We start from the raw sequence: 25,289 nt of genomic DNA on the forward strand, positions 1-25,289 counted from the left end.
CTATGGCTTTTTTTCGGGATTCTAAAGGGTTTTACAACCCTTTAGCGGAGTCCAGAGGCAGAGCCTCTGGTGGGGTGTGGGGCAAAGCCCCGCATCTTATTTTTTCAGCAGGAACATTCTTCCGCTGAACGGCGGTATATCCATTTCCAGAACTCCGCCCTCCTGAACAAACTTAGTTTCACCATGTGGAGTCGTTCCGCTGTAAAGCTGATCGTCCGAATCCAGGAGAAGCTCCGCTTCGTATTCATCGCCTATCGTTACCGTGTAATCAAACTGGTACCAGTCTGAAAAATTAAGCACCGCAAGAATGTCGCCTTCAGCACTTTTCCTGCGTATCGCATACACACACCTGTCAATTGAAACGCAGTCCGCCCACTCAAAATTAGTGGGATCATAGTCGTAATGAAGTGCGGTATTTTCAAGATATATGGAGTTCAGCCGCTTGATATACTCCATGAATGAATCGTGCATGGGATATTTCAGCATATCCCAGTCCTGCTGACGTTTTTCGTCCCACTCCCTTAGCTGTCCGAACTCGCTTCCCATGAAGTTCAGCTTCTTGCCAGGGTGAGCGATCATGTACATGTACAAAGCTCTTGCCTGCGGAAATTTCGCCTCGTACTGTCCGTTCATCTTCTGTACTATCGTGGCTTTTCCGTGTACTACTTCATCGTGGGAAAGGGGAAGAATGTACTTCTCGTTGTAGAAATACAGCATGGAAAAGGTGAGCTTATGGTAGTCCCTTGTCCTGTACATCGGTGCGCTCTGGAAGTATTCAAGTGTATCGTGCATCCAGCCAAGATCCCATTTATAGTCGAAACCAAGTCCTCCGTCAAACACAGGTGCGGCGACCTTCGGATAGGATGATGAGTCCTCTGCCGCAAGAAGTACAGAGGGATGCCTTGCTTTAAGTCCGCTGTTCATGTCCTTAAGGAACTGTATCGCATAGCGGTTTTCACCGAGATATTCCTTGCCGTTCCAGTATATCATATTGCGTATCGCATCCATACGAAGTCCGTCCACATGATACTCCTCCAGCCAGTAATTAGCCGAGGACTGCAAAAAGGAACGAACCTCCCCCTTTGAGTGCATGAAGTTCCTGCTTCCCCACTCGTTGTAAGCCGCCTCGTCATCGGGGAATTCGTAAAGACGAGTACCGTCATACTCGGTAAGGGCATAGTGATCCACCGCAAAGTGAAACGGTACGAAGTCCATGATAACTCCGATGCCGTTTCTGTGGCATTTATCGATAAGCTCCATAAGCTGTGCGGGAGTTCCGTAACGTGAAGTCGGCGCAAAGAATCCCGTTATCTGATATCCCCATGATTCATCCGCAGGATGCTCGCTAAGGGGCATGAATTCGATGTAATTGTATCCGCATTCAAGAACGTGCTCTATCAGCATATCCGCTATCTCGGAATAGGTATACCAACCGTTCTCGTCCTCGTCCGAAACTCTTTTCCACGAGCCTAAATGCACCTCGTATATATTCAGCGGCTTGTCACGGCAGTCCGAACGGTGTGAGAGCCACTTTTCATCCGAAAACCGATATCCGCTTATACTGCGTACCACGGAACAGGTACCCGGACGCACCTCCATGCCGAAACCGTAGGGATCGCAGTGGTCGATGAAATTATCCTGTCTGTCGTATATACGATACTTATAGCGCATACCTTCGGTAACATCGGGGCATAGTATCTCATAGAAACGTCCGTCCGCCACTGGGTTCATGGGAGTATCGTCCCAGCCGTTGAAATCGCCTATAACCGATACTCTCGAAGCGTTCGGAGCATAGGTGCGGAAAACAACGCCCTCCGCAGTTATATGTGCGCCGAGGTACTTGTATGCGGAGAAAGCCTCGCCCTTGTAAAAGCCGTATATATCCATCTCATCACTCCTGTCACGGCGGAATCCTGCAAAAAAATTGACATTAAAGACATCATGATATATAATTAATGTGTAGTCAATAACCGCCTTATACCTTTATTATATGTGTATAGGCGGATAAATCAATGGTCATTCTTTAACATCAGTCTATTAATAGACACATGTTTAAAATTGTCGAAAAAGGAGATATCTATGGATCTGCGTACTCACAAAACAAGAAGAAGCATCATCAACGCCTTTCTTCAGCTCCGCTCGAAAAAGCCGGTGGAAAAAATATCCGTCAAGGAACTGTCCGCACTTGCAGAAATAAACAAAGCTACCTTCTATCTCCACTTCCATGATATTTACGACCTCTCGGAAACCCTCGAACGTGACGTTGTAAGGTCCTGCATGAACGGCATTCAGCACCCCGAGGATGTTTTCCGCGATACACGCCGATTCATCAAGGAAATGAGCGACTCACTCGCCGCAAACGAACAGCTTATCAAGCTCCTTTTCGAGGGCAGCCGAAGCAGTAACTTCGTCACTCTTTTCTCGGAGGAGCTTACTGCCGTCATACGTACTGCCTACCCCGACTACGTCCCCGACATGGAACAGAATATGATGATGACATATCTCATATGCGGCGGTTACTACACCTACATGCGGTTCTGCGATCAGGGCATACGTCCCGTTATGCAGCTTATTGAAAAGCTTTCGGACAGCATAGTGAAGCTCTACGAATAGCTGAATGACAGTCTTGCGACGGTTATTGATGATACACTATTTACAATCTGTCCAAAAGATGATATAATAGATGTGTTGATTTATGTGCAGGAGGTGCTGACTTGAAGACAGATACCACAATAGAAGAAAGACCTGATCACAGCCATTATGCTGCCTGTCTCGGAAAAAAGACCGAGATCGAACATAGAAGCTCTGTCATTCTCGGATATACGCTTGTCTCGGGACTGATACTCATCATCTTTTCTTTTACAGGAATTGAAATGCCTGTATTTTCGTGGCTGCCGTCAATTTTCGGAAGTCAGGCGGAGCTTTTGCCGATATTCATACAATGTGTCGAGATCGTAGGTATGTCACTTCTTGCCGCACTCGGCTTCGGAAAGAACAAGTCCTTTGATGCGGTACTGCTGATGATATACATTATTATCACAGGTGCAAGTCTTTTCACAGGCACTATCCCCGGATGCGTGATAACATTTTTCACAGGTCTGTTAGGAGTTATCTTCTGCCGTCACGCCCTGAAGGACTCATCAGACTACGAGACTCTTAAGCACACAGAGGGCTATCCACATTTCAGTATACACTATACAGAGTATATGGAGCATCCTACCTACTCTTCAAGATATACGAAGGACGCTTACGAAAAAAGCCGCGGAGCTTCCCCGGACAGGGAACGCCCGTCTGTCAGCGCTTCAGAAACATCCTCTGCAACTACTGACAGATACAGCAAGCGCACCACAGCTTACATGGATGATATGGACGACCTGCCTACAGTGCTTCCCAACGAGATGTACGATGATAACGGCGATTTCTTCATCCCCGAAGGCGGAAGCGATGATGTTTCCTCTCTATACTGACAGGAGGGTATTATATGTTCGCAAAAGTTTCAAGTCTCGGACTATTCGGTCTGAATGCATTCAACGTTGACGTTGAGATAGATATAAGCCGAGGTAATCCGCAGTTCGACATCGTGGGACTGCCCGATGCGGTCGTGCGTGAGAGCCGTGAAAGGATACGCTCCGCCCTGAGAGCTTGCAGCATCAGCTTTCCTGTGGCTTCTGTAATGGTAAATCTCGCTCCTGCCGACACAAAAAAGAGCGGTTCGGTACACGATATGGCTATATTCATGGCTATACTCCGTGCAATGCGTATGATAGATGATATCCCCGAAGGCTGTTCATTCATCGGCGAGATATCCCTTAACGGCGATATACGCAGGATAAACGGCGTTCTCCCTATGGTCATGCTGGCAAAGGAAACAGGTGTGAAGTCGGTTTTCGTGCCTGCCGATAATGCCTCGGAGGCTTCGGTCATCGACGGTATCGACATTTACGCTGTAAGTACCGCAGAAGAACTTATACGTCACTTCCGCGGAGAGGAGCTTATGACTCCCTGCACCCACTACGCTCCGCCTGATGCCGCTTATAACGAGATACTCGATTTCGCAGATGTACGCGGTCAGCAATCCGCTAAAAAGGCGCTGGAGATAGCTGCCGCAGGAGGTCACAACGCCCTGCTGATAGGCTCTCCCGGAAGCGGAAAGAGCATGCTCTCAAAACGCATCCCTTCGATACTTCCTCCCCTGACCTTCGAGGAAGCTCTCGAAACTACTAAGATACACTCCATTTCGGGACTTCTTGATCCCAATGAACCGATAATAACAAAGCGTCCCTTCAGAGCGCCTCACCACACTATCTCCTCCGCAGGTCTTGCAGGCGGAGGTACTGTACCTCATCCCGGAGAGGTCTCACTCGCCCATAACGGCGTCCTCTTTCTGGACGAGCTTGCAGAATTCGACCGCCGTACACTGGAGATACTGCGTCAGCCCCTTGAGGACAGAAAGGTTACTATCGCAAGAGCTTCAGGCACTGTGACCTACCCCTGCACCATCATGCTGATTGGTGCTATGAACCCGTGTCCCTGCGGTTATTTCGGACATCCAAAGAGAAAATGCATCTGTCCGCCTAAAAAGGTCGCAGGCTATCTTTCAAAGATATCAGGTCCTCTGCTGGACCGCTTCGACCTGCATATCGAGGTGGCTCCCGTGGAGTTCGAGGACCTTTCCTCAAAAGCTCATGAAGAACCCTCATCAGAGATACGCAAGCGTGTAACTGCCGCAAGAGAAATACAGACAGAACGCTTCAAGGGTACTTCCATAACCTGCAATGCACTTATCTCTCCCGATAAGCTTCAGGAGATGTGTCCCATGGACGACAGCGCAGAACAGATGCTTAAAGGCGTATTCGACCGCCTCGGACTGAGTGCCCGTGCCTATGACAGGATACTTAAAGTTGCAAGAACTATCGCAGACCTTGACGGCTCCGAAGTTATACACCGTCCCCATATCGCCGCTGCTGCACAGTACCGCAGTCTCGACAGGAAATACTGGTCCGACGGAAGCACTCAGCTGAATGTCTGAACTATCACACAGAAATAAAGAACAAAAAGGAAGGTAAAAATGAGTTCGGTCTTTAAAAAACTATCTGTCAGCAAACACAGTGTAGATATAGGTCTGTTGTTTGCTGTAACAATATGCGCCACTATCAGTACGCTTCTCATCTACTCGATAGCAAGAAGCGGTATCAGCGAGATAGAAGGCGTCGGAAACAGCTACTGGATAACCCAGCTCGTCTCTATGGGAATGGGTGTATTCGCCGCTTTTATAATATCATTCATAGATTACCGCAAGCTGGTAAAATTCTGGCCGCTTTTTGCAATTGTCTCTATCGGCTTCGTGGCTCTGACCTTCACATCGCTCGGTTATCAGCGTGAAGGCGCTGACGACCAGGGCTGGATCAAGATCTTCGGTATCAGTATGCAGCCTTCGGAGATCATGAAAATTGCCTTTATACTTACATTCTCCTACCACCTTTCCAAGGATGAGGAGGATATGAACAAACCGCTCCACATGCTCCTTCTTCTGCTTCACGGCGGCATACCTATCGGTATCGTCGGACTGCAGGGCGACTACGGTACAGCTATCGTTTTCGCGGCTATCTTCGGATTCATGCTGATATCCGCCAAGATATCGTGGAAGTACCTTGCTATCGCTCCTTTTGCAATTGCGGGAGTCGTAGCAGTCATGTGGTTCAATTTCCTCAGCCAGTTCCATAAGGAACGTATCCTGATACTCTTCCACCCCGGCACCGATCCCGAAAACATAGAGTATCAACAGGACCTCGGACTTGCTGCGATAAAATCAGGCGGTGTTTTCGGCAAGGGACTCTTCGCAAACTCGGATGAATATATATACGTCCCCGAGCTTCACAACGATTTCATTTTCGCTCATGTTGGACAGGTTTTCGGCTTCATAGGCTCTCTGGGCGTACTCATTGTCCTCGCCTATATCTGCCTTAAGGTCTTCGCAGACAGCCGTATCACACGCGACCGTCTCGGCAGGTTCATCTGCATGGGCGCTTTCGGTCTTTTCTTCACCCACTGCCTTATGAATATCGGCATGGTACTGAAAGTTGCCCCTGTTATCGGTGTTCCGCTTCCCTTCCTCAGCGGCGGCGGTACTGCCATGCTTTCAATGTACGTTGTCATCGGCCTCGTGCTCAGCACCTACAGTCACCGTGCTGTGACATACAACGTTTTCTATGATGATAATGATGAATAATACTAAAGCGTCCTCAGGGGCGCTTTATTTTTTATTTAATGTTTATTGACTTGAAATCTATTATGATGTATAATATTATTTGCCAATATACGGCAAATAATATTATGTAAAGGAGAAAAATATGAAAAAAATCGTTTTACCTGCAGTGCTTTGTTCTGCACTTATCGCCTCTGCTGCCGCTAATATTCCTGTTTCGGCTGCAAACCTCACCGATCACATTTCCGCTTCTGACAGCCTGAATACTGCCGATTCCGGAAAGTGCGGAGATAACCTTACATGGACTCTCAAAGACGGCACACTGACTATCTCGGGTTCGGGAGATATGTACCTTTGGGAGACGGCAGAGTACGTTCCGTGGCATGACCGTGCATCAGAAATAAACAATATCATACTAAGTGAAGGCCTGACAAAATTAGGAAGATGTGCCTTTTCGGGCTGCACAAACCTGTCAAGCATCCAAATACCATCTACAGTTACAATGATTGCAGCCTATTCGTTCCATAAGTGTACATCGCTTCACACGATAACCATACCTGCATCAGTTGTAACTATCGGAGGTTCGGCTTTTATGGATTCGGGACTTCAGTCTATAGTGATAGAAGGTGCAAATACAGAAATAGTCAATAAAGCAACTACAGTTAACAATGCGGCGATATATGCGCCTGAAGGCTCAAAGGCAGAAAAATATGCAAATAGATTCAAGCTTAGCTTCTCTCCGATAACCGCACCTTCAGAACCTGCTACTTCAGTACTGCCTGTTACAACAACTGTAACAACAATACCTACAACAAATACCACCAAGCCTGTTACCACTACAATAACCACTACAACAATTCCGGCTACAACAACTATACCTGCAACCACTACCGAACCTGTTACAACTACATTAACTACTACTACTTCGGCTCCTGTTACAACAACTACCGTACCTGTGACTACTACAGCAGTGCCTGTAACAACGACTGTAACAGAAATTCCAACAACAACTTCTGCCAGTCCTGCTACTACGACAATAACCACTACAACGCTCCCGGCTACAACAACTATACCTGCAACAACTACCGAACCTGTTACAACTACATTAACTATCACAACATCAGCTGTTGAACCAACTACAGTCTCGGCAACCGAAGGAGTATATCTTGCAGGTGATGCCAACGCAAACGGAAGAGTCGAGCTTGCGGATGCACTTCTCATACTTCAGCATGTGGCTAACAGCAAGAAATATGAAATAAGTCCTCAGGGAGTGGAAAATGCAGATGTTTACTGCAAGGGCGACGGTATAACCGCTATGGATGCACTTTCCATACAGAAGTATGATGCCAAGCTGATTACTTCTCTTCCTGAATCCTATCTTGAAGACCTGAAATAAGCTGTCAGCTATTTAATTTACAGGCTATTTCTTAATTATTAAGACGTAAAACGTCCAAACAATATACTATAACAGGCAATTTTTATAATTTGCACAAAAACACTCCACTGTTATCGGCTGGAGTGTTTTTATTTTCACAAAAAATTCCGAATAAATTTCAAAGAAATTGTTGACATTCTGTATATTTTGTTATATAATGTATTTATTGAAGGGAGTTTTGGGGAAGACTATTTCAATAGTAAAGGATAATCAATATGTTTAAACGTACAATATCACTCCTGTTAGGAGCAGCGCTCGGGATAACTATGACCATTTCTCCTATGTCTGCAAATGCAGAATTAGACATGCCTCAGCTTGAGGCAGATTCCGTAAATACGGCAACTTCTGGAAAATGCGGTGAAAACCTGACATGGGAGCTAAGCGGAGGAACACTTACAATATCCGGTTCAGGAGATATGTATACATGGGATACTGCAGAATATGTTCCGTGGTATAATCAGCGTCAGGAGATACACAGAGTTATCCTCAGCGAAAGTGTGACCTCCATAGGACGAGTTGCTTTCGCAAACTGCACCAGTCTTTCCGAGATAAATATCCCCAACGGCATCAGATATATTGCGGCTTACGCTTTTGTCAGTTGCAGTTCAATATCAAGGATAAAGGTCCCTGCCTGCTGTGAGTTCATAGGCAATCACGCCTTTGAAAACTCAGGCCTGAGAGAACTGTACGTAAGCGGCATGAATACCGAGATAATCGGAACTAAAGATACTATATCCTCAGCAAAGATATATGCTCCCAAAGATTCACTTGCAGCAAAATTCGCGACTAAATACAAACTCGAATATACTGCTATAGAGGCACCTGTGGTCACTACTACCACCACAAAAGCCACAACAACTACGACCACCAGAACCACTACAACTACAACAAAGCCAACTACTACCACAACAGTTAAGCCGACAACTACCACTGTAAAAGCTACTACCACCACAAAAGCACCAGAGCCTGTTCAGCCTACAGCACCGCCGCCTCCTACCGCACCTTCTCCGGAAGATGACAAATTCGACTGGTTCAAGTATAAGCCCGGCGATGCAACTCTCGACGGAAATGTCGCTCTAAACGATGCGCTTGCTATACTTCAGTACGTTGCCAATGCATCAAAGTACCCTCTTTCCAAACAGGCTCGTTATAACGGAGATGTATACGAATTCGGCGGCGGTATATCAGCTATGGATGCCATGACTATACAGCAGTACGATGCACAGATCGTATCACGTCTGCCCGTTTCTTTCAAGTTCTGATAACAGACTGACAATATGTTTTTTTCGGGACGCTTCTGTTTCAATGACTCAGAAGTGTCCCTTTTGTCTTGTATATACGCATTTTTTTGCCCTAACGCTTGAAACGGGATATAAAATATGTTATAATTAATAAGTACGCACTAATCGCCTGTTATAATGCGGAAAACTAAATGAGGAATAATAAATAAAGGAGTGGTCGCTATCCTTAACGACAATACCCTTATCATAAACGAACTGTCCGAATTGCTGTCAGGCGGACAGAAACTCGCCTATGTAAGAAGCTTCGGATGTCAGCTCAACGTTTCGGACGGAGAAAAGATAAAAGGCGTTCTAAAAAAAATAGGCTACAGCTTCACGGATAACGAAAACGAAGCTGACCTTATCATACTCAACACCTGTGCTGTCCGTGAAAGCGCCGAGGACAGAGTTTTCGGCATCATCGGAAGCATGAAAAAGCTGAAAGAACTGAAACCTTCGCTTATTATCGGCGTTGCAGGCTGCATGACAGCTCAGAGCCATATTGCCGAGAAAATTAAGCGCTCCTATCCGCAGGTTGAACTGGTAGTGGGAACTTCCGCGATAAATGCTCTGCCGAAGCTTCTTCTCGAAGTGCTCCACGGCAGAAAATTTGCCGCCGATATAGCGGAATATGACGACTTCTCTGCAGAGGTCGAACAGGTGAGAGAAAGTCCCTTCAAGGCATCCGTGCCGATAATGTTCGGATGCAACAACTTCTGCACCTATTGTATAGTTCCTCACGTCCGCGGCAGAGAGCGAAGCAGACGTCCCGAGGATATCATTTCCGAAGTTGAGGGACTCGTCCGCAGCGGCTACAAGGAGATAATGCTTCTTGGACAGAACGTCAACTCCTACGGCAACGACCTTGATGACACTATAAGCTTTCCTCAGCTTCTCAGAAGTCTCAACGATATCGAGGGCGACTTCATCATACGTTTCATGTCCTCTCACCCGAAGGACGCTTCAAGAGAACTAATCGACACTATATTTGCCTGCGATAAGGTTGCAAAGCATCTGCATCTTCCCGTACAGAGCGGAAGCAGTGACGTTCTCAGGCGAATGAACCGCCGCTATACCGCTGAAAAGTACCTCGAGACCGTGGACTATATCTACAGCATCGATCCCGATTTCTCACTCACGACCGACCTCATCGTTGGTTTCCCTGATGAAACAAATGAGGATTTTCAGGCTACTCTTGATATAATAAAAAGAGTGCGATATGACAATATCTACTCTTTTATATATTCCAAACGCTCAGGCACTAAAGCTGCCGAGATGCCCGATCCCGTGACCGATGAGGAAAAGGGACTGCGTATGCGTAAACTCCTTGAAGTCCAGCGCGAGATATCCACAGAGCACTATAAACGCTTCATCGGCAGGACTATGCGTGTTCTGGCGGACGATGTCTCAAAGAAAAAGCAGGGCTTCCTTACAGGTAAAAGCAACGAATTCATCATCGTTGAATTCGAGGGAGATCCTTCTCTTATCGGACAGTTCGTGGATGTCGAGATAACAGACGCTATGAACTGGGCTGTTACAGGTCGCATAAAGAAAGGAAACGCATAAAATGAAGAAATTTCTGGCACTTGTGTGCTTTACAACTGTTATAATGGGAGGCTGTGGACGAACGATAAACTCCTCTTCTTCCGATAGTTCACAGTCAACTGTATCGACCGAGACAGCTTCATCCGAAGAAACCGTAACAGAAGCAGAAACTTCGTCCGAAGCCGAGACCTTCCCTGACGTGACCGAAGCTGAACCGACCGAAGCTGCTGCTTCCTCCGAACCTGACGGTAATGTTTCCGCAGGCGGACGCATGGATATGTACCCTGCACTGTATCAGGCTGAGGTCAGCCGTGTTTTTGAAGAGGTCGGAAAAGATAACAACGGAAACGCAAGCATAGAATATGCGCTCCGTGACCTTGATGCGGACGGACTTCCCGAGTTGCTGTTCAAGTACGGCACCTGCGAGGCTGACTATCAGATACACATCTACACAGTGGATGAGGAATGTGAGCTTAAGGACCTCGGCATCTTCGGCGGCGGACATACAAGCTTCTGCTATGATGAAAATACAGGCAAATTCGTCCTGTTATGGGGACATATGGGTTCGGCAAGCATCATGTACTGCGACTGGATAAACGGCACTCTTGAACAGACCGACCACTATGATTTTACGCTGGAAAACGATGACGATACCTACGATAAAGTCCTTGAAGAAAAGGGTATAAAGCGTATGGACTTCGTAGGTGCATGGAGATTCGACGCAAACGGTGAGATAACTTCATACGTATACCACTCGGACGGATCATACGAGGAAAAGACCGGTCTTTACCTCGATCTTATACGCTGATAAAATATTAAAGGAGAATTTTAAAATGGATATTATAGAAATGACAAGAGAGCTCGGAAAGGCTCTTCAGAACGACGACCGTTATATCGCTTACTCACTTGCTAAACAGGCAAACGACAACGATGCAGAGCTTCAGGCTCTTATCACAGGCTTCGACGAAATGAGAAGCGAGCTCAACAAGGAGATGTGCAAGGAGGATAAGGATACCGACCGCATCAAGGAGCTCGATCAGGGCATCAAGGGCAATTATCAGAAGATAATGTCCAACAGAAATATGATCGTATTCACAGGCGCTCAGAACGCACTCGAATCACTGGTCAACAATATGAACCAGATAATCACTATGTGCGCTAACGGCGAGGATCCGGAGACATGTGAGCCTTCACAGGGATGTACAGGAAGCTGCTCTACATGCGGCGGCTGCGGCTGATAAAATAAAGCTATGGATGAAAACAGAAAAATATTTGAAAGAATAAGCGAAGTAAACAACGCTATCACATCAGATGTACCCGGTGAAGTGCCCTATCAGTTCGCAGTAAGGCACTCCAAGGAAAACATAAAGAATACGGATTCAGTAAGCTATCTGCTGATAGCCTGTACAGTGCCGCTTATTATACGCACCTTATCGCATGAACAGGGCTCGAACCCTTTCAGGTTAATAGTATTCACAACGATGCTCATCCTTGTGATATGCAACACGATAACTGTTGCTTTGATGAAAAAGAAGATAATCGCAGAGGTCAACGGTGACAGTATCACCATAAACAAAAAAACCTATCACCACAGCGATATCACCGAGATAAGACGTGCTTCACTGAACAACCTTAAGATAATATCAGGCGGAAAAGTAATAGCCACTGTCAGCAAGTCCTGCGACGGCTGCATCGAACTCGTAAACTGGGCAAAACAATGCGGTATACTAATTGACGATAACGGCGATTCCTACGAAAACGTCCAGAAAAGACAATGGATAATGGTCGGTGTTCTGACATGTGGCGCCATTGCGGCTGCTTTTATACTGTATTTCCTGAAACATTCGTTAAACACATAATCTTTAGCTAAAGGAGCTGAACCCATGGAGATAGACAGAAGTAAAATATCACCTATGATGCAGCAATACTTCGAGGTAAAGGATAAGTATAAGGACTGTATCCTGTTCTTCCGCCTCGGAGACTTCTACGAAATGTTCTTCGATGATGCTGTCATCGTCTCTAAAGCGCTGGAGCTTACCCTTACAGGCAGAGACTGCGGACTTGAAGAACGTGCCCCTATGTGCGGAGTTCCGTATCATGCGGCTGATATGTATATCAAGCGCCTTATAGATATGGGCTTCAAGGTAGCTGTCTGCGAACAGCTAACCGATCCCGCAGAAACAAAGGGCATTGTTGTACGTGATGTTATACGTGTTGTAACTCCCGGTACGCTCACCGAGAGCAGTATGCTCGACGACGGCAGAAACAACTATATATGCAGTATCTTCTACGACGAAGAAAACCATGCCTGCGGTGTGGCTTCGGCAGATATCTCAACAGGTGAGGCTGCACTCAGTCTCTACGAGGGCAAGGACATGGAGGCTGGCGTTATAAACGAGCTTTCACGCTGTCAGCCTGCCGAGATAATCTTCCCCGAGAGCTTCCTCTCTATGAAGACCGTTGCCGAGTTCGTGAAAGTACGTCTTGACTGTGCGGTAACTCTCCGTGACAGCGTATGCTTCTCTCCCGAACAGCGCAGGGATATAGTGACCGAGGTGTTCGGAGTCGATTCAGTTTCCATGCTCGGCATATCCGAGAACGGTGCGGACTGCGCTGCTGTATGCGGTCTTTTCGACTATATCCGTGATACGCAGAAGACTTCCGTATCACGATTCACTTCTATAGAGCTTCTCAACGGTGACGCCTATATGGGACTGGACCTGAATGCAAGGCGCAATCTCGAACTTACCGAGACTCTCAGGAACAAGGAGAAGAAAGGCTCACTTTTATGGGTTCTCGATTCCACAAAGACCTCTATGGGACGCCGTCTGCTGAAAAACTGGATAGAACAGCCCCTTAAGAGTCCCGCAAGGATAATCGAACGCCTGGATGCCGTGGACGCACTCTATAAAAAATCTGTTGTACTCGCCGATATATCGGACCTTCTGGACCGTGTATACGATCTGGAGCGACTTATGACCAAAGTAATGTACAAGTCCGCAAATCCCCGTGACCTTAAGGCACTTTCCGCTACTGCCCTTCAGCTTCCCATGCTGAAACAGGAACTCGAAAAGCTTGACAATTCCAAGCTGCTCACCAGGCTCAACAGCGAGATATCAACTCTCGATGAAATAGTCAAGCTGGTGGAAAATGCTATTATGGACGAGCCTCCCGTATCCGTAAAGGACGGTGGTGTTATCCGTGAAGGCTTCAACGAGGAGCTTGACAGTCTCCGCCATATCATGAACAACGGCAGGAGCATTATCGACGAGATAGAACAGCGCGAGAAAGAAGCTACAGGCATCAAGAACCTGAAAATAGGATTCAACCGTGTTTTCGGATACTATCTTGAAGTTACACGTTCCTACTATGACCTCATCCCAGAAGGCTGGATACGCAAGCAGACTCTTGCCAACGCAGAGCGCTTCATCACCGAGGAGCTGAAAAACGCCGAGAACTCGATACTCGGTGCAAAGGACAAGGCTCTCTCCCTTGAAGCGGATATATTCGCAGAGGTCCGTGATTTCCTTGCTACCAAGCTCGAAGCTGTACAGAAGACCGCTTCCGCTGTGGCTGCGGTGGATGTTCTCTGCTCCTTTGCGGACGTTTCACTGAGAAATAACTACGTAAAGCCTGATATCGCCATTGACGGCTCTATCGATATCAAGGCAGGCAGACACCCCGTTGTCGAGCTTATGCTTAAGGACGAGATGTTCGTGCCTAACGATACTTACATAGACACAAAGAACGACAGGATGGCTATAATAACAGGTCCTAATATGTCGGGTAAATCCACGTATATGCGTCAGACCGCACTTATAGTCCTCATGGCTCAGATAGGCTGCTTCGTACCTGCGGATTCTGCCAAGATATCCGTAGTGGACAAGATATTCACCCGTGTAGGAGCTTCCGATGACCTTACAGCAGGTCAGTCCACATTCATGGTCGAAATGAGCGAGGTCTCGGACATCCTCAAAAACGCTACCCCCGAAAGTCTTGTCATACTGGACGAGGTGGGCAGAGGTACTTCCACATTCGACGGTGTAAGCATCGCCCGTGCAGTTGCGGAGCATATATGCAGCAGCAAGAAACTCGGCTGCAAGACGCTTTTTGCTACCCACTATCACGAGCTCATCGGTCTTGAGAACGAACTTGACGGCGTGAAGAACTACAGTATAGCCGTAAACAAGCACGGAGGTACTATCCGCTTCCTCAGAAAGATAGTCCGCGGCGGAGTGGACGAAAGCTACGGCGTGGACGTTGCAAAGCTTGCGGGACTTCCCGCAAAGGTAGTCAACCGTGCAAGGGAGCTTCTTGAAGAAATGGAAGCCGCTCACCGCTCCGAAGCCGCAAACGCACCTTCCGACAACAGCGGACAGATAAGCTTCGGCGCAGTTAGCCGTGAATCCGCACTTGATATGCTTGAACGCACCAATATAGACGAACTCTCCGATGCAGAATGCCGCAGTCTGCTTCAGGATATGCTGAAAATAATCAATAACTGACAGGAGGTCAACACTATGTCTACAGCCAAGATAAACCGCGAACAAATGGAGGATTACCTCGGAAGATTCGGCGTAAGCTATCACTCTCCCATATACATCACAATGACCGACCTTTCGGGATTTCTCGCCTCTAACAAAAACGTCCGCTGGGGATATGCGGCACTTTCCGACGACAATAACACTCTTTTCGTTGTAGTAATGTCGCTTCTCAGCATAGTTGCGGAAAATACCGTTACATTCCATACTATCTCACGCTCCGATGTGCAGTCCATGCATTTCAGCAGGATACTGCTCTCAAAGGCATACAATACGGACATAAAGTTCACTGAGGACGGCAAGAAGAAGCGTTTCAAGATAATAATAGGCGCAAATGCGAAAAAAGAGCTTGAAGACCAGGAGATCAATTCACAGAATATGCTTGATATACTCCGCACATGGTAAAAAGCCATAAACTGATAACAACAGCGGTATCGGAACTTCTGTCCGTTACCGCTCAGCACGCTGAACGTCACATACAGGCAACACTGCAAATAACCGAAAGGAGAAAACTATGCCGCCAATAAACGTACTAAGCAAGGAAATATCGGAACTTATCGCAGCAGGTGAAGTTATAGAACGTCCCTCGTCGGTAATAAAGGAGCTTGTGGAGAACTCCATAGACTCAGGCGCCAGGCACGTTACCGTCGAGATAAAAAACGGCGGAGCTACCTATATGCGTGTAAGTGACGACGGCTGCGGCATGGCTTTCGGGGATGTACCTACCGCCTTTCTCCGTCACGCTACAAGCAAGATAGTCTCAAAGGACGACCTTGACAACATCAACACTCTCGGATTCAGAGGTGAAGCTCTCGCCTCCATTTCCGCCGTTGCAAGAGTTGAGGTAATGACCAAGCAAAAGGACGAAATGTACGGTACTCTCTATACTATCGAGGGCAGCAATGAAGTCTCCCACGAAAAGGGCGGCTGTCCCGACGGAACTACGATAATTATACGTGACCTGTTCTACAATGTGCCTGCAAGGGCGAAGTTCATGAAAAAGGACGTTACCGAAGCAAATGCGGTAAGCCAGATAATGCAGAAGATAACTCTCTCTCACCCCGATGTAGCTTTCAAGCTCATACGCGATAACCGTATGGAGTTCAGCTCGGCAGGCGACGGAGAGCTGTTTTCCGCCGTTTATGCCGTTTACGGACGTGATTTTGCCCGTGACCTCATCCCCGTAGACTACGAGTACCACAGCGTAAAGGTGAGCGGATACGTTGTAAAGCCGCTGTATTCACGCAACAACAGAGCATTCCAGAACTTCTTTGTCAACGGCAGATACGTCCGCACACGCCTTTGCTCCTCTGCCCTTGAAAACGCCTATACCAACATGATAATGACAGGCAAATTCCCTGCCTGCATACTCATGATAGACCTCGCCCCTTCCGCTATGGACGTAAACATACACCCTGCAAAGGCGGAAGTCAGGTTCACCGACGAGAAAACTGTCTCGGATGCGGTTTTCTTCGCGGTCAAGGACGCACTGATGAAAAACGGACTTATCTACGAGTTCGAGCTGAAGCCCAAAGTAGACTGGACCAAGCCTGCGGAAGAGCCTCAGGAGCTTGCACAGCAGGAATTCATGTTCACTCCCGTAGAGGACATCCCAAAGGCCGAACAGGCTCTTGCAGAGTCTCCGTCCGCCGCAGTTGTTCCGCAGTCCGCACCTTCCGAACCTGTAAAGCATGAGGTTTTCACTCCTGCGGCAGAAACTCCTTCGGGATCTCCGTCAGAAAACGATGCGGATGAGGTACTTGAGACCGTAGGAATAGAAGCCTTCAAGGACTTCGGCCGTCCCGATGTTGTCGTTGCACACAAGGAGACTATCCCTGCACCGTCAGAACCTGTTCACACCGAACCTCCTGTACAGGTAGAGGGATTCAGATATCTCAGCTCAAAGTCCTTTGAACAGCCCGTCCATTCCGCACCCGAACCTGTAAAGCAGAGTTCTCCCGAGGACAGGCTCCACGAGGAATTCCCAGATATACGCATAATCGGCGAAGCATTCGGACTCTACGTCATTGCCGAGAGCGGCGACAAAATGATAATCATTGACAAACACGCCGCCCACGAACGTATCATTTTCGAGCGTCTGAAAAGCCGCAACTGCCGACAGTACAGCCAGACTCTCCTGAACGGCATCAAGGTTCTCCTTACAGCAGAGGAGATAGACGCTATGGAAAACAATCAGGAGCTTCTTGCAGATATGGGATTCACATTCGATTTCACACAGCGTCCCTGCATCGTAGCTACGGCAGTCCCAACCTTTATAATGGAACTGGATATGGAGGAGATAATCTGCGAAGTTGCAAACAATCTCCGCCTTCACAAGCACGATCCGCAGTCGGGAGCGCTGGACGATATCCTCCACACAGTTGCCTGCAAATCGGCTATAAAAGCCAACGACAAGAACACTCCCGAGGAAATGAAGGCCCTTGTGGAACAGGTTTGCTACGACGAGAAAATAAGACACTGCCCTCACGGCAGACCTGTCATGTTCACCATGACCAAATACAATATCGACCACCAATTCAAAAGAACCTGACGGAAAGGAGAATCCCCCGATGCATTTCCATATCAGCGAAAAGATGTGGTATACACTGGCTTGCTTTGCAGTGGCATTTATCGGAATAATGTCACTGTTTATCAAACGTCCCGATATAGTAAAAAGTAAAAACAAGTTCGTTCGTGCAGCTATGGTATTCGCCCTTGCATTCGTTCCGGGAGTTCTTGCGGCATCCATCTGCGCCAAAACAATAGTAACAGTTTACGATAATTTTGTGTCAGAGCCGACTCAGATAGTTGAGGAAGCTGAGGAGGAAGAAGAAACCGAGAGCAAAAAGCAATAAATCAGGAGGTTATCATGAAACGATCATCCAAAGTTTTTTCAGTAGTATTCAAAGCAGTATATCTTGTTCTTTTGGGATTCGTTGTCTTATGGATCATAAGCAGGATTATGATAAGCGCCAGCTCCACCCAGCTTCTTTATCTTAATCTCGGAAAAATGCCTGAAGGCACAGTATTTGCGGATGTTCTTGCGAAAGGTGATTGGAACAAGGTAAGAAAGACAAATATAGACTATGAGGATCTTCTTGGAGTTGACCACACCTGTGAGATCGCACAGTATGACAAGGACGGTTACAAAAGCCTGATGTTCAACGCTGATCTCTATTATACCGGAGACAGGATAGATCCTGCACAGTCTCATAATAAGATCGGTTTTGAAGACTGGTCAGACCTCTTTAAGGAGCTTCCGTATATAAAGGTGGCTTACTGTGACAAGGACGGAAATATCCTCGGTATCACAGAAGAAAAGCATATAACGCCTGTATTTATGAGGAGATCTCCATATAATCTTTATGCAGACGGAGAAGAACTAAGCTACAAACTCGGACCTTTGGATGATATCAAACCGTGGATACTTTTTATAGCAATGACCATATTCGGCGTGGTTTATTTAATACATAACAGGCGCAGAAAGAAAAAGCTCATACAGTCGGGAGAAACTGATAATGAACGAAAAGAATAACAAACCCTTTGTCCTTGCGGTAGTCGGTCCCACCGCTTCGGGAAAGACCGCTCTCGGCATAGAACTGGCAAAGGAATACGGCGGAGAGGTAGTTTCTGCGGATTCCATGCAGATATACAAGGGTATGGATATCGCCTCAGCAAAACCCACTAAAGAAGAGATGCAGGGCATACCTCATCACCTCATCAGCTTTCTGGACAGGGACGTTTCTTTCAGTGCCGCAGAGTATGTGAAGCTCGCAAACGAATGTATCCGTGATATACTCAGCCGCGGTAAACTGCCGATTATCGTCGGCGGTACGGGACTTTACATCGATTCGCTCCTTGACAACGTCCGCTTCTCGGAAGTAAAGAACGACGAAGCCTACAGGCAGTCCCTCTACGATATCGCAAGAACTCAGGGAAATGACGTCCTGTACGCCGAGCTTCTTGAAAAGGATCCCGAAGCCGCCGCTTCCATGCATATGAACAACACCATACGAGTTGTACGCGCCCTTGAAGTCATACACGTAACGGGCAGGAAGTTCAGCGACCTGAAAGCCGAGAGCAGATGCGAGGAGAGTCCCTATGACAGTCTCATCATCGGTCTTAACTCCACGGACAGAGCGATACTCTACGAAAGGATCAACCTCCGTGTGGATCAGATGCTTAAGGCAGGTCTCGTGGAGGAAGCAAGGGAGCTCTGGCAGCAGAGCGGCATGAAGACAGCCGCCAACGCTATCGGCTACAAGGAACTCATTCCCTACTTCGAGGGACAGGCTGAACTCTGGGAATGTATCGACAAAATAAAACAAGAAACACGAAGATACGCCAAAAGACAGCTTACATGGTTTAGAAGAAATGAGCGTATCAGGTGGATCATGACCGAAGATTTTAGTAAAAAGAATGAAATTTTTCAAAAATCAAAAAATACTATAGCAAATTACAGAAATATATGATATAATGTATTGTGTGTATTTCTATATACCCGACGTATTGCGTCCCGACGCTCGTCAGGTCTGTGGGCTGCACACCCGAATATATTGAAGAACGGAGAATGTGTATGAACAAAACTATCAATCTGCAGGACGTTTTTCTCAACCAGTGCAGAAAAGAACGTATCGTCGTTACTATTATCCTCACTAACGGCTTCCAGTTCAAGGGAATGGTAAGAGGTTTCGACAGCTATGTTGCTATTTTCGACTGCGACGGTAAGCAGCAGCTCGTTTATAAGCACGCAATTTCAACTATTATACCTGCAAAGTCGGTTTCTATTCTTGACGCTTCGGAGAAAAGCGAATAAGACGGTGATCTGATGCGCGTAAACAGATCGGATAGCATCCTGCCTATAAGACTCCTTCGCGATGCTGTGCTCATCCTTATAATAATAGTATTTATAAGTATCGCAGTGAATTTCTTCCGCAACCGCGAAGCAGAAACAGTTGTCGCCCTTATGGCAGAAGCCCACTCTTCCAAAGAATTCAAGGGCGTGTTTATCCGCGATGAAGAAGTGCTTACCTACAGCGGAGACGGCGTTCTGAGCTATAACGTCGCAGACGGTGGAAAGCTCGGTATCAATACCGTTATCGCTCAGGTCTATCCAACAGATGAACAGATCAGCGTGAACAGAGAAAAGGCAGGGCTTACAAGAAGACTTGAGATTCTTAAAAAAATACAGAACCCGGGAACGCTCCAGTCAGCCCAGCCCGCAAGCCTTTCCGCTAATATAGAGGAAAGCTACCGCAGCCTTATCTACTGCCGCGATATGAAAAATTATCCCGAGCTTAAAAATCTTATGGATGACCTTATCGTTGATATGAGTACCTATCAGATAATTACAGGAGAAGTTACGGATTTCTCAAAACAGATCTCTGATATCAACGAGGAACTCGCTCAGCTCGAGGTCAGTTCCGTAAAGCCGAAGGAACAGATCAAATCCTCTCGTTCAGCCTATTTCGCAAGCTATGCGGACGGCTATGAGTTTGAACTCGGTCCCGACAGCATAAATACCATATCCATAAGAGAGATCGAAAAGATCACCGACCGCAGAAGTACAGATAAAACAGTGGTCGGAAAACTCATCGAAGGCTACGGATGGTACCTTGCAGGAGTTATTGACAACTCAAAAAAAGAATACAATATCGGCGAATCTGTCAAGCTCAGATTCGATTCGGGAAGCGATACATACGACGCTGTCATAAAGAATATACGCGATGAGGGCGACCCTGCAAGAAGTATATTCATTATAGAGTGCAGTGCATTCAACTATGACCTCGTTCAGCACCGCACCGAAACAGCAGAACTCATCAAGAATGACGTTCAGGGACTTAAAGTTCCCCGTGATGCGATACGCTTCGCCGACGTTACCGAAACAGTAACAGACCCCGAAAGCGGTGAGGTCTCGGAAAAGACCGTAAACTGCAAGGGAGTTTACATAATGAAGGGCGAACAGGTAGAATTCAAGAAGATCGATGTCAAATTCGAGGGAAGCAATTACGTCCTCTCGAAAACACACGACAACGATAAAAGCTATCTCGCTCTTTATGACAATATTCTGATTGAAGGTGTTGAAGCAGATGAAGAATGAGTTCGGATATATCAGCGAAAACCTTCGGGTCATAAAAGAAAATGCCGCTGAAGCTGCGGACAAGTACCGCGGCGGCGTTATGCCGCGTATCATGGCTGTTACCAAAACAGTCTCACCTGCGGCTGTCAATTACGCAGTAAGCCTCGGCATCGGACTCCTCGGTGAGAACCGCGTTCAGGAGTTCCTTTCAAAGCAGGAAAGCTATGATCCCTCTGCTGAAGTCCATTTTATCGGCCATCTGCAGACCAATAAAGTAAAATACATCATAGAACCTATGACCATGATACAGTCAGTGGACAGCCTTAAACTCGGAACTGAGATAAGCCGTCTCGCCGCTATCCACGGCAAGACTATGGACGTTCTCTGCGAGGTCAATATCGGCGGTGAAGACTCGAAAAGCGGTGTCTCTCCTTCTGAACTTGTCCCCCTCCTTGAACAGCTCGCTCAGCTCGAAGGCATCAGGGTAAAAGGTCTTATGACTATCCCTCCCCCCTCCGACGGAGATATCTTCCTCGGAAAAATGGAGGAGCTATTCAACAATATAAAAGACAGAAATATCAGTGGCATTTCCATGGACGAGCTTTCTATGGGCATGACTCATGATTACGCAGAAGCCATTCAGCACGGCTCTACTATCGTAAGGATCGGCACCGGCCTTTTCGGTGCAAGAGACTACGGAACAAAAAATGCCTGAAACGGCATAGCTGTAAGTATCCCACAAAATCCTCTGAATACAGGGAACTTCCCTCTCAGGGGTTCGTGTGAACTGCCTACCGCAGGGCAGATCAGCGATATAGAAAATGTGCGGAGAAACGGAGATTATTTATTATGAAAATTTTTGACAACCTTAAGGACTTCTTCTTCGCTGCCGAGGATGAGGACATGGATTATGCCGATACTCCTATGAGAAGCGAAAGAGCTGAAAGAGTTGAACAGCGTCAGGCTGCATATGCTGCTCAGACTAACGCAGTTGAGCGTGAAGAGCCCGTTGCAGAGCCTAACAGACGCAACAAGGTAGTTAATATCCAGACAACTGCTCAGCTTCAGGTAGTTCTTGTTAAGCCTTCCGCTTTCACAGATGCAAAGCAGATCGCCGATCACCTTATCGCTAAGAAGACTGTTGTTCTCAACCTCGAGACTGCTTCTCCCGAAAACAAGAGAAGAATCATCGATTTCCTCGTAGGTGTTGCTTACGCTAACGGCGGAAGCCTCAAGCCCGTTGCTAACCTTACTTATATCATAACTCCTTACAACGTTGGCTTTATCGGTGAAGACCTCGTGGGCGAACTCGAAAACAACGGCGTATTTATCTGATGGATCCCCTTTCGGATAAGCTTTTCTCAGCAAGACTCAGCGACCTTCTTTCACAAAGTGAGAGAAACGGATGCGCTGTATTCTCACCCTTCCTCGACGAACGGCAGTGTGCCGAAGCTGAAGCCTGGTGCAGACGGAATGCAGGCGGTATGTGTTATACGCTCTACGGCGGCTATGACGGCGCAAGACGTAAAATGCTCGCTTTCTATCCCGATTACTGTCAGGACTTCATTATGGACGAGTTCCCTATGGTCTGTCTTACTTTCACTTTTCGCAAAGAGGACAAGCTCACACACCGCGATTTTCTCGGTTCATTCATGGCTCTCAGACTGAAGCGCGAGGTCATCGGAGATATTATTACCGACGAAGGCAATGCGCAGGCCTTTGTCACCGAAATTGCCGCTAAGGATATTATGTCATCCGTAAGCAAGATTGGCAGGATCGGCGTCAGGATCACCGATGAACAGCCCTTTGTACTGGAACATGAACAGGAATTCAAGGAAATAGGCGGAACAGTCGCTTCAATGCGTCTCGACTGCATTGTCGGACTTGCGGCAAATATCAGCCGCTCCAATGCAGCGGACCTTATCCGCGGCGAAAAAGTGGATATCAACCATTTTACCGTCACTTCGGTCTCTCACGAGCTCAAAGAAGGCGATATCCTGTCGATACGAGGATGCGGAAGATTTATTCTTTCAGGTATAGACGGTCTTACCCGTAAAGGCCGTATACACATAAATCTGCGAAAATATGTATAGAGGTGAATAGTTATGATTACTTCAAAAGATGTAAGAAATAAAAGATTTGAAAAGGCTGCATTCGGCTATAAGCAGGAGGAGATCGACGAATTTCTCTCCCAGCTCGAAGCTGAACTGGATGAAATGGAACGCGACCGTATAGAAGCTAACAACAAGATCCAGATACTTGCAGACAAGGTAAGAGAGTATATGAAGGACGAGGATGCCCTTAAGGATGCTCTTCTCGGCGCTCAGAAGCAGGGTCATCAGGTAATTGATGAGGCTAACGAAAAGGCTAAGCAGATCCTTGCAGAAGCTCAGGCTAAGGCTGATGAGCTTGAGGACGAGGCTGTCCGTCAGCACGCTGAGGCAATGGAGAAGAACCGCCTTGAGATCGCTAAGGAGAAAACTGCTCTCGTTGAGGCGCAGCAGCAGGTCGCAGACTTCAAGAAGAGTCTGTTCGACATGTACAAGAGCCACCTCGAACTCATTTCTTCAATGCCCGAGACTTTCGCTGAAGCTACAGGCGCAGAGCCTGAGGTAGAGACTGCTGAAGAGATCGCTGCTGCTGTTGCCGCAGAGGAAGAAGCAGCCGCTGCTGCAGCTGCCGCTGAAGCTGAGGCAGGAAATGCATTTGAAGAGGACGCTGAATAAGCGCTGCTCTCATCAGAAAATCAACGAAAAGCCTGCTGCCGCATCAGACAGCAGGCATATTATTTGAAAGGATATCCCTGTGATAATATTTCTGATACTACTTATACCGATCCTTATTGCCGCAGACCAGATAGTCAAATACTGGGCTGTTCATTCACTTATGCCCGTCGGCAGTATGGATTTCATCAAGTTCGGCGATACAAAGATATTCGACCTTACTTACCTCGAAAATACAGGCGCTATTTTCGGAAGCATGTCGGGACAGAGATGGTTCCTTATCGGCTTCACTTCTATAGTGATCGCTGCCGCTGTGATCGGTATGTTCATTGCATATAAAAAGAATGCGAAGTTTCTCTCATTCGTCATAGCTCTGTTCATTGCAGGCGGCATCGGCAACCTCATCGACAGGATACGCTTCGGTTATGTTGTTGATATGTTCGAGCTGAAGCTGTTCAGGTTCGCTATCTTCAACGTTGCGGATATCTATGTGACCGTGGCATGTATTCTGGCTATAATATACGTACTTTTCATCGAACCGAAAAAAGCAAAGGCGGAGAAAAATGAGTGATATCATAGAGCTTACTGCTCCCGCCGAAACTGCGGGAACAAGAATAGATAAGTATATCTCCGAGAACATCCCCGAGCTTACACGCTCCGCCGTTCAGAACCTTATCGCTGATTCTGCAGTACTGGTAAGCGGAAAAGCAGTCAGCAAGAACTACAAGCTGAAAGGCGGAGAAGCTGTGACAGTCACTCTTCCCGAACCTCAGCCTATGGATGCCGTACCAGAGGATATACCGCTGGATATCGTCTATGAGGACAGCGACCTGCTCGTTGTTAACAAGCCGAAAGGTATGGTGGTACACCCTGCCCACGGAAACTACAGCGGAACTCTCGTGAACGCGCTGCTGTTCCACTGCGGAGACAGCCTTTCAGGCATCAACGGAGTCATACGTCCCGGTATAGTCCACCGCATAGACAAGTACACCAGCGGACTTCTCATAGTCGCTAAAAACGACCGTGCCCACCTTCACCTTGCGGAACAGATAAAGGAACACAGCTTCACAAGAGAATACGAAGCTGTTGCTGTCGGTTACTTCAAGGAACCCGAAGGTACTGTTGACGCTCCTATCGGACGCCATAAGACAGACCGCAAGAAAATGTGCGTAACTACCGAAAATTCGCGCAATGCCGTAACTCACTACTCAGTGATAAAGCAGTATGGCGGATACGCTCACGTAAAGCTTCGCCTTGAAACGGGACGTACTCATCAGATACGTGTCCACCTATCCTACATCGGTCATCCCGTACTCGGGGACGATGTCTACGGAAAGCCCTACAAGGGACTGGAGGGACAGTGTCTCCATGCCCGTAAAATAGGCTTCATCCACCCGACTACAGAGGAGTATATGGAGTTCGTAAGCGACCTTCCCGACTACTTCGTGTCGGTCCTCAACAAATTAGAAAAGATGTGATAC

At 47.2% G+C, this 25,289-nt stretch carries 25 protein-coding genes; 24 read left to right on the plus strand and 1 reads right to left on the minus strand.

Features of this window, described 5'->3' with window-relative positions; translation table 11 throughout:
- Nucleotides 1-96 precede the first annotated feature (96 nt).
- Entirely contained in the window at nucleotides 97-1,887 is a 1,791-nt protein-coding gene (gene glgB / locus BT127_RS05260) for a 1,4-alpha-glucan branching protein GlgB (protein ID WP_075423980.1), read from the minus strand.
- A 192-nt stretch (nucleotides 1,888-2,079) separates the two neighbouring features.
- Here glgB and BT127_RS05265 point away from each other — a divergent pair, with 192 nt between their 5' ends.
- The 24 genes from BT127_RS05265 to BT127_RS05380 all read left to right on the plus strand — a co-directional run bounded on the left by BT127_RS05265 (nucleotide 2,080) and on the right by BT127_RS05380 (nucleotide 25,286).
- Nucleotides 2,080-2,613 (plus strand): TetR/AcrR family transcriptional regulator, encoded by a 534-nt coding sequence (locus BT127_RS05265; protein ID WP_075423981.1) that lies wholly within the window; start codon nucleotides 2,080-2,082, stop codon nucleotides 2,611-2,613.
- A gap of 101 nt (nucleotides 2,614-2,714) precedes the next feature.
- On the plus strand, nucleotides 2,715-3,467 hold the full coding sequence (locus tag BT127_RS05270; RefSeq protein ID WP_075423982.1) for a hypothetical protein: 753 nt from the start codon (nucleotides 2,715-2,717) through the stop codon (nucleotides 3,465-3,467).
- A 14-nt stretch (nucleotides 3,468-3,481) separates the two neighbouring features.
- Nucleotides 3,482-5,029 (plus strand): YifB family Mg chelatase-like AAA ATPase, encoded by a 1,548-nt coding sequence (locus BT127_RS05275; protein WP_075423983.1) that lies wholly within the window; start codon nucleotides 3,482-3,484, stop codon nucleotides 5,027-5,029.
- Between the two features lie 39 nt (nucleotides 5,030-5,068).
- Nucleotides 5,069-6,229 (plus strand): FtsW/RodA/SpoVE family cell cycle protein, encoded by a 1,161-nt coding sequence (locus tag BT127_RS05280; RefSeq protein ID WP_075423984.1) that lies wholly within the window; start codon nucleotides 5,069-5,071, stop codon nucleotides 6,227-6,229.
- 121 nt (nucleotides 6,230-6,350) lie between these two features.
- Nucleotides 6,351-7,601 (plus strand): leucine-rich repeat protein, encoded by a 1,251-nt coding sequence (locus tag BT127_RS05285; RefSeq protein WP_075423985.1) that lies wholly within the window; start codon nucleotides 6,351-6,353, stop codon nucleotides 7,599-7,601.
- A 254-nt stretch (nucleotides 7,602-7,855) separates the two neighbouring features.
- The gene (locus BT127_RS05290; protein ID WP_075423986.1) at nucleotides 7,856-8,902 is read left to right on the plus strand and encodes a leucine-rich repeat protein; all 1,047 of its coding nucleotides are present in this window, start codon (nucleotides 7,856-7,858) and stop codon (nucleotides 8,900-8,902) included.
- 192 nt (nucleotides 8,903-9,094) lie between these two features.
- Nucleotides 9,095-10,486 carry a tRNA (N6-isopentenyl adenosine(37)-C2)-methylthiotransferase MiaB gene (miaB, locus tag BT127_RS05295; protein ID WP_318257158.1) on the plus strand — a complete coding sequence of 464 codons (1,392 nt, stop codon included), beginning with the start codon at nucleotides 9,095-9,097 and terminating at the stop codon, nucleotides 10,484-10,486.
- A gap of 1 nt (nucleotide 10,487) precedes the next feature.
- A complete protein-coding gene (locus BT127_RS05300) occupies nucleotides 10,488-11,273 on the plus strand; it encodes a hypothetical protein (RefSeq protein WP_075423987.1) in 786 nt (261 codons plus the stop codon).
- Nucleotides 11,274-11,298: 25 nt separating this feature from the next.
- Nucleotides 11,299-11,703, plus strand: coding sequence for a YlbF/YmcA family competence regulator (locus tag BT127_RS05305; protein ID WP_075423988.1), 405 nt, complete (start codon nucleotides 11,299-11,301; stop codon nucleotides 11,701-11,703).
- Between the two features lie 12 nt (nucleotides 11,704-11,715).
- Entirely contained in the window at nucleotides 11,716-12,324 is a 609-nt protein-coding gene (locus tag BT127_RS05310; protein ID WP_075423989.1) for a hypothetical protein, read from the plus strand.
- Between the two features lie 24 nt (nucleotides 12,325-12,348).
- Nucleotides 12,349-14,970 carry a DNA mismatch repair protein MutS gene (mutS, locus tag BT127_RS05315; protein WP_075423990.1) on the plus strand — a complete coding sequence of 874 codons (2,622 nt, stop codon included), beginning with the start codon at nucleotides 12,349-12,351 and terminating at the stop codon, nucleotides 14,968-14,970.
- A gap of 15 nt (nucleotides 14,971-14,985) precedes the next feature.
- Complete coding sequence (locus tag BT127_RS05320; RefSeq protein WP_075423991.1) at nucleotides 14,986-15,411, plus strand: hypothetical protein; 426 nt, start codon at nucleotides 14,986-14,988, stop codon at nucleotides 15,409-15,411.
- 109 nt (nucleotides 15,412-15,520) lie between these two features.
- Nucleotides 15,521-17,557 carry a DNA mismatch repair endonuclease MutL gene (gene mutL, locus BT127_RS05325; RefSeq protein WP_075423992.1) on the plus strand — a complete coding sequence of 679 codons (2,037 nt, stop codon included), beginning with the start codon at nucleotides 15,521-15,523 and terminating at the stop codon, nucleotides 17,555-17,557.
- Between the two features lie 19 nt (nucleotides 17,558-17,576).
- Complete coding sequence (locus BT127_RS05330; RefSeq protein ID WP_075423993.1) at nucleotides 17,577-17,861, plus strand: hypothetical protein; 285 nt, start codon at nucleotides 17,577-17,579, stop codon at nucleotides 17,859-17,861.
- Between the two features lie 14 nt (nucleotides 17,862-17,875).
- Nucleotides 17,876-18,541 (plus strand): hypothetical protein, encoded by a 666-nt coding sequence (locus BT127_RS05335; RefSeq protein ID WP_075423994.1) that lies wholly within the window; start codon nucleotides 17,876-17,878, stop codon nucleotides 18,539-18,541.
- Complete coding sequence (miaA, locus tag BT127_RS05340; protein WP_075423995.1) at nucleotides 18,525-19,478, plus strand: tRNA (adenosine(37)-N6)-dimethylallyltransferase MiaA; 954 nt, start codon at nucleotides 18,525-18,527, stop codon at nucleotides 19,476-19,478. The genes BT127_RS05335 and miaA overlap by 17 nt, the downstream gene beginning before the upstream one ends.
- Nucleotides 19,479-19,582: 104 nt before the next feature.
- Nucleotides 19,583-19,822: an RNA chaperone Hfq gene (gene hfq / locus BT127_RS05345; RefSeq protein WP_075423996.1), complete on the plus strand. Its 240-nt coding sequence runs from the start codon at nucleotides 19,583-19,585 to the stop codon at nucleotides 19,820-19,822.
- A 12-nt stretch (nucleotides 19,823-19,834) separates the two neighbouring features.
- Entirely contained in the window at nucleotides 19,835-21,106 is a 1,272-nt protein-coding gene (locus BT127_RS05350; protein WP_075423997.1) for a biotin/lipoyl attachment domain-containing protein, read from the plus strand.
- On the plus strand, nucleotides 21,096-21,800 hold the full coding sequence (locus BT127_RS05355; protein WP_075423998.1) for a YggS family pyridoxal phosphate-dependent enzyme: 705 nt from the start codon (nucleotides 21,096-21,098) through the stop codon (nucleotides 21,798-21,800). Before BT127_RS05350 ends, BT127_RS05355 begins: the two co-directional genes overlap by 11 nt.
- Nucleotides 21,801-21,934: 134 nt before the next feature.
- Nucleotides 21,935-22,420 carry a cell division protein SepF gene (locus BT127_RS05360; RefSeq protein WP_075423999.1) on the plus strand — a complete coding sequence of 162 codons (486 nt, stop codon included), beginning with the start codon at nucleotides 21,935-21,937 and terminating at the stop codon, nucleotides 22,418-22,420.
- The gene (locus tag BT127_RS05365; protein ID WP_075424000.1) at nucleotides 22,420-23,178 is read left to right on the plus strand and encodes a YlmH family RNA-binding protein; all 759 of its coding nucleotides are present in this window, start codon (nucleotides 22,420-22,422) and stop codon (nucleotides 23,176-23,178) included. The genes BT127_RS05360 and BT127_RS05365 overlap by 1 nt, the downstream gene beginning before the upstream one ends.
- Nucleotides 23,179-23,190: 12 nt before the next feature.
- Entirely contained in the window at nucleotides 23,191-23,811 is a 621-nt protein-coding gene (locus BT127_RS05370) for a DivIVA domain-containing protein (protein ID WP_075424001.1), read from the plus strand.
- A gap of 79 nt (nucleotides 23,812-23,890) precedes the next feature.
- Entirely contained in the window at nucleotides 23,891-24,379 is a 489-nt protein-coding gene (lspA, locus tag BT127_RS05375; protein WP_082334903.1) for a signal peptidase II, read from the plus strand.
- Nucleotides 24,372-25,286, plus strand: coding sequence for an RluA family pseudouridine synthase (locus BT127_RS05380; RefSeq protein WP_075424002.1), 915 nt, complete (start codon nucleotides 24,372-24,374; stop codon nucleotides 25,284-25,286). Before lspA ends, BT127_RS05380 begins: the two co-directional genes overlap by 8 nt.
- The last annotated feature ends 3 nt before the right edge of the window (nucleotides 25,287-25,289 follow it).

Source organism: Ruminococcus sp. XPD3002, assembly GCA_900119535.1.
GTDB classification, from domain to species: domain Bacteria; phylum Bacillota; class Clostridia; order Oscillospirales; family Ruminococcaceae; genus Ruminococcus; species Ruminococcus flavefaciens_H.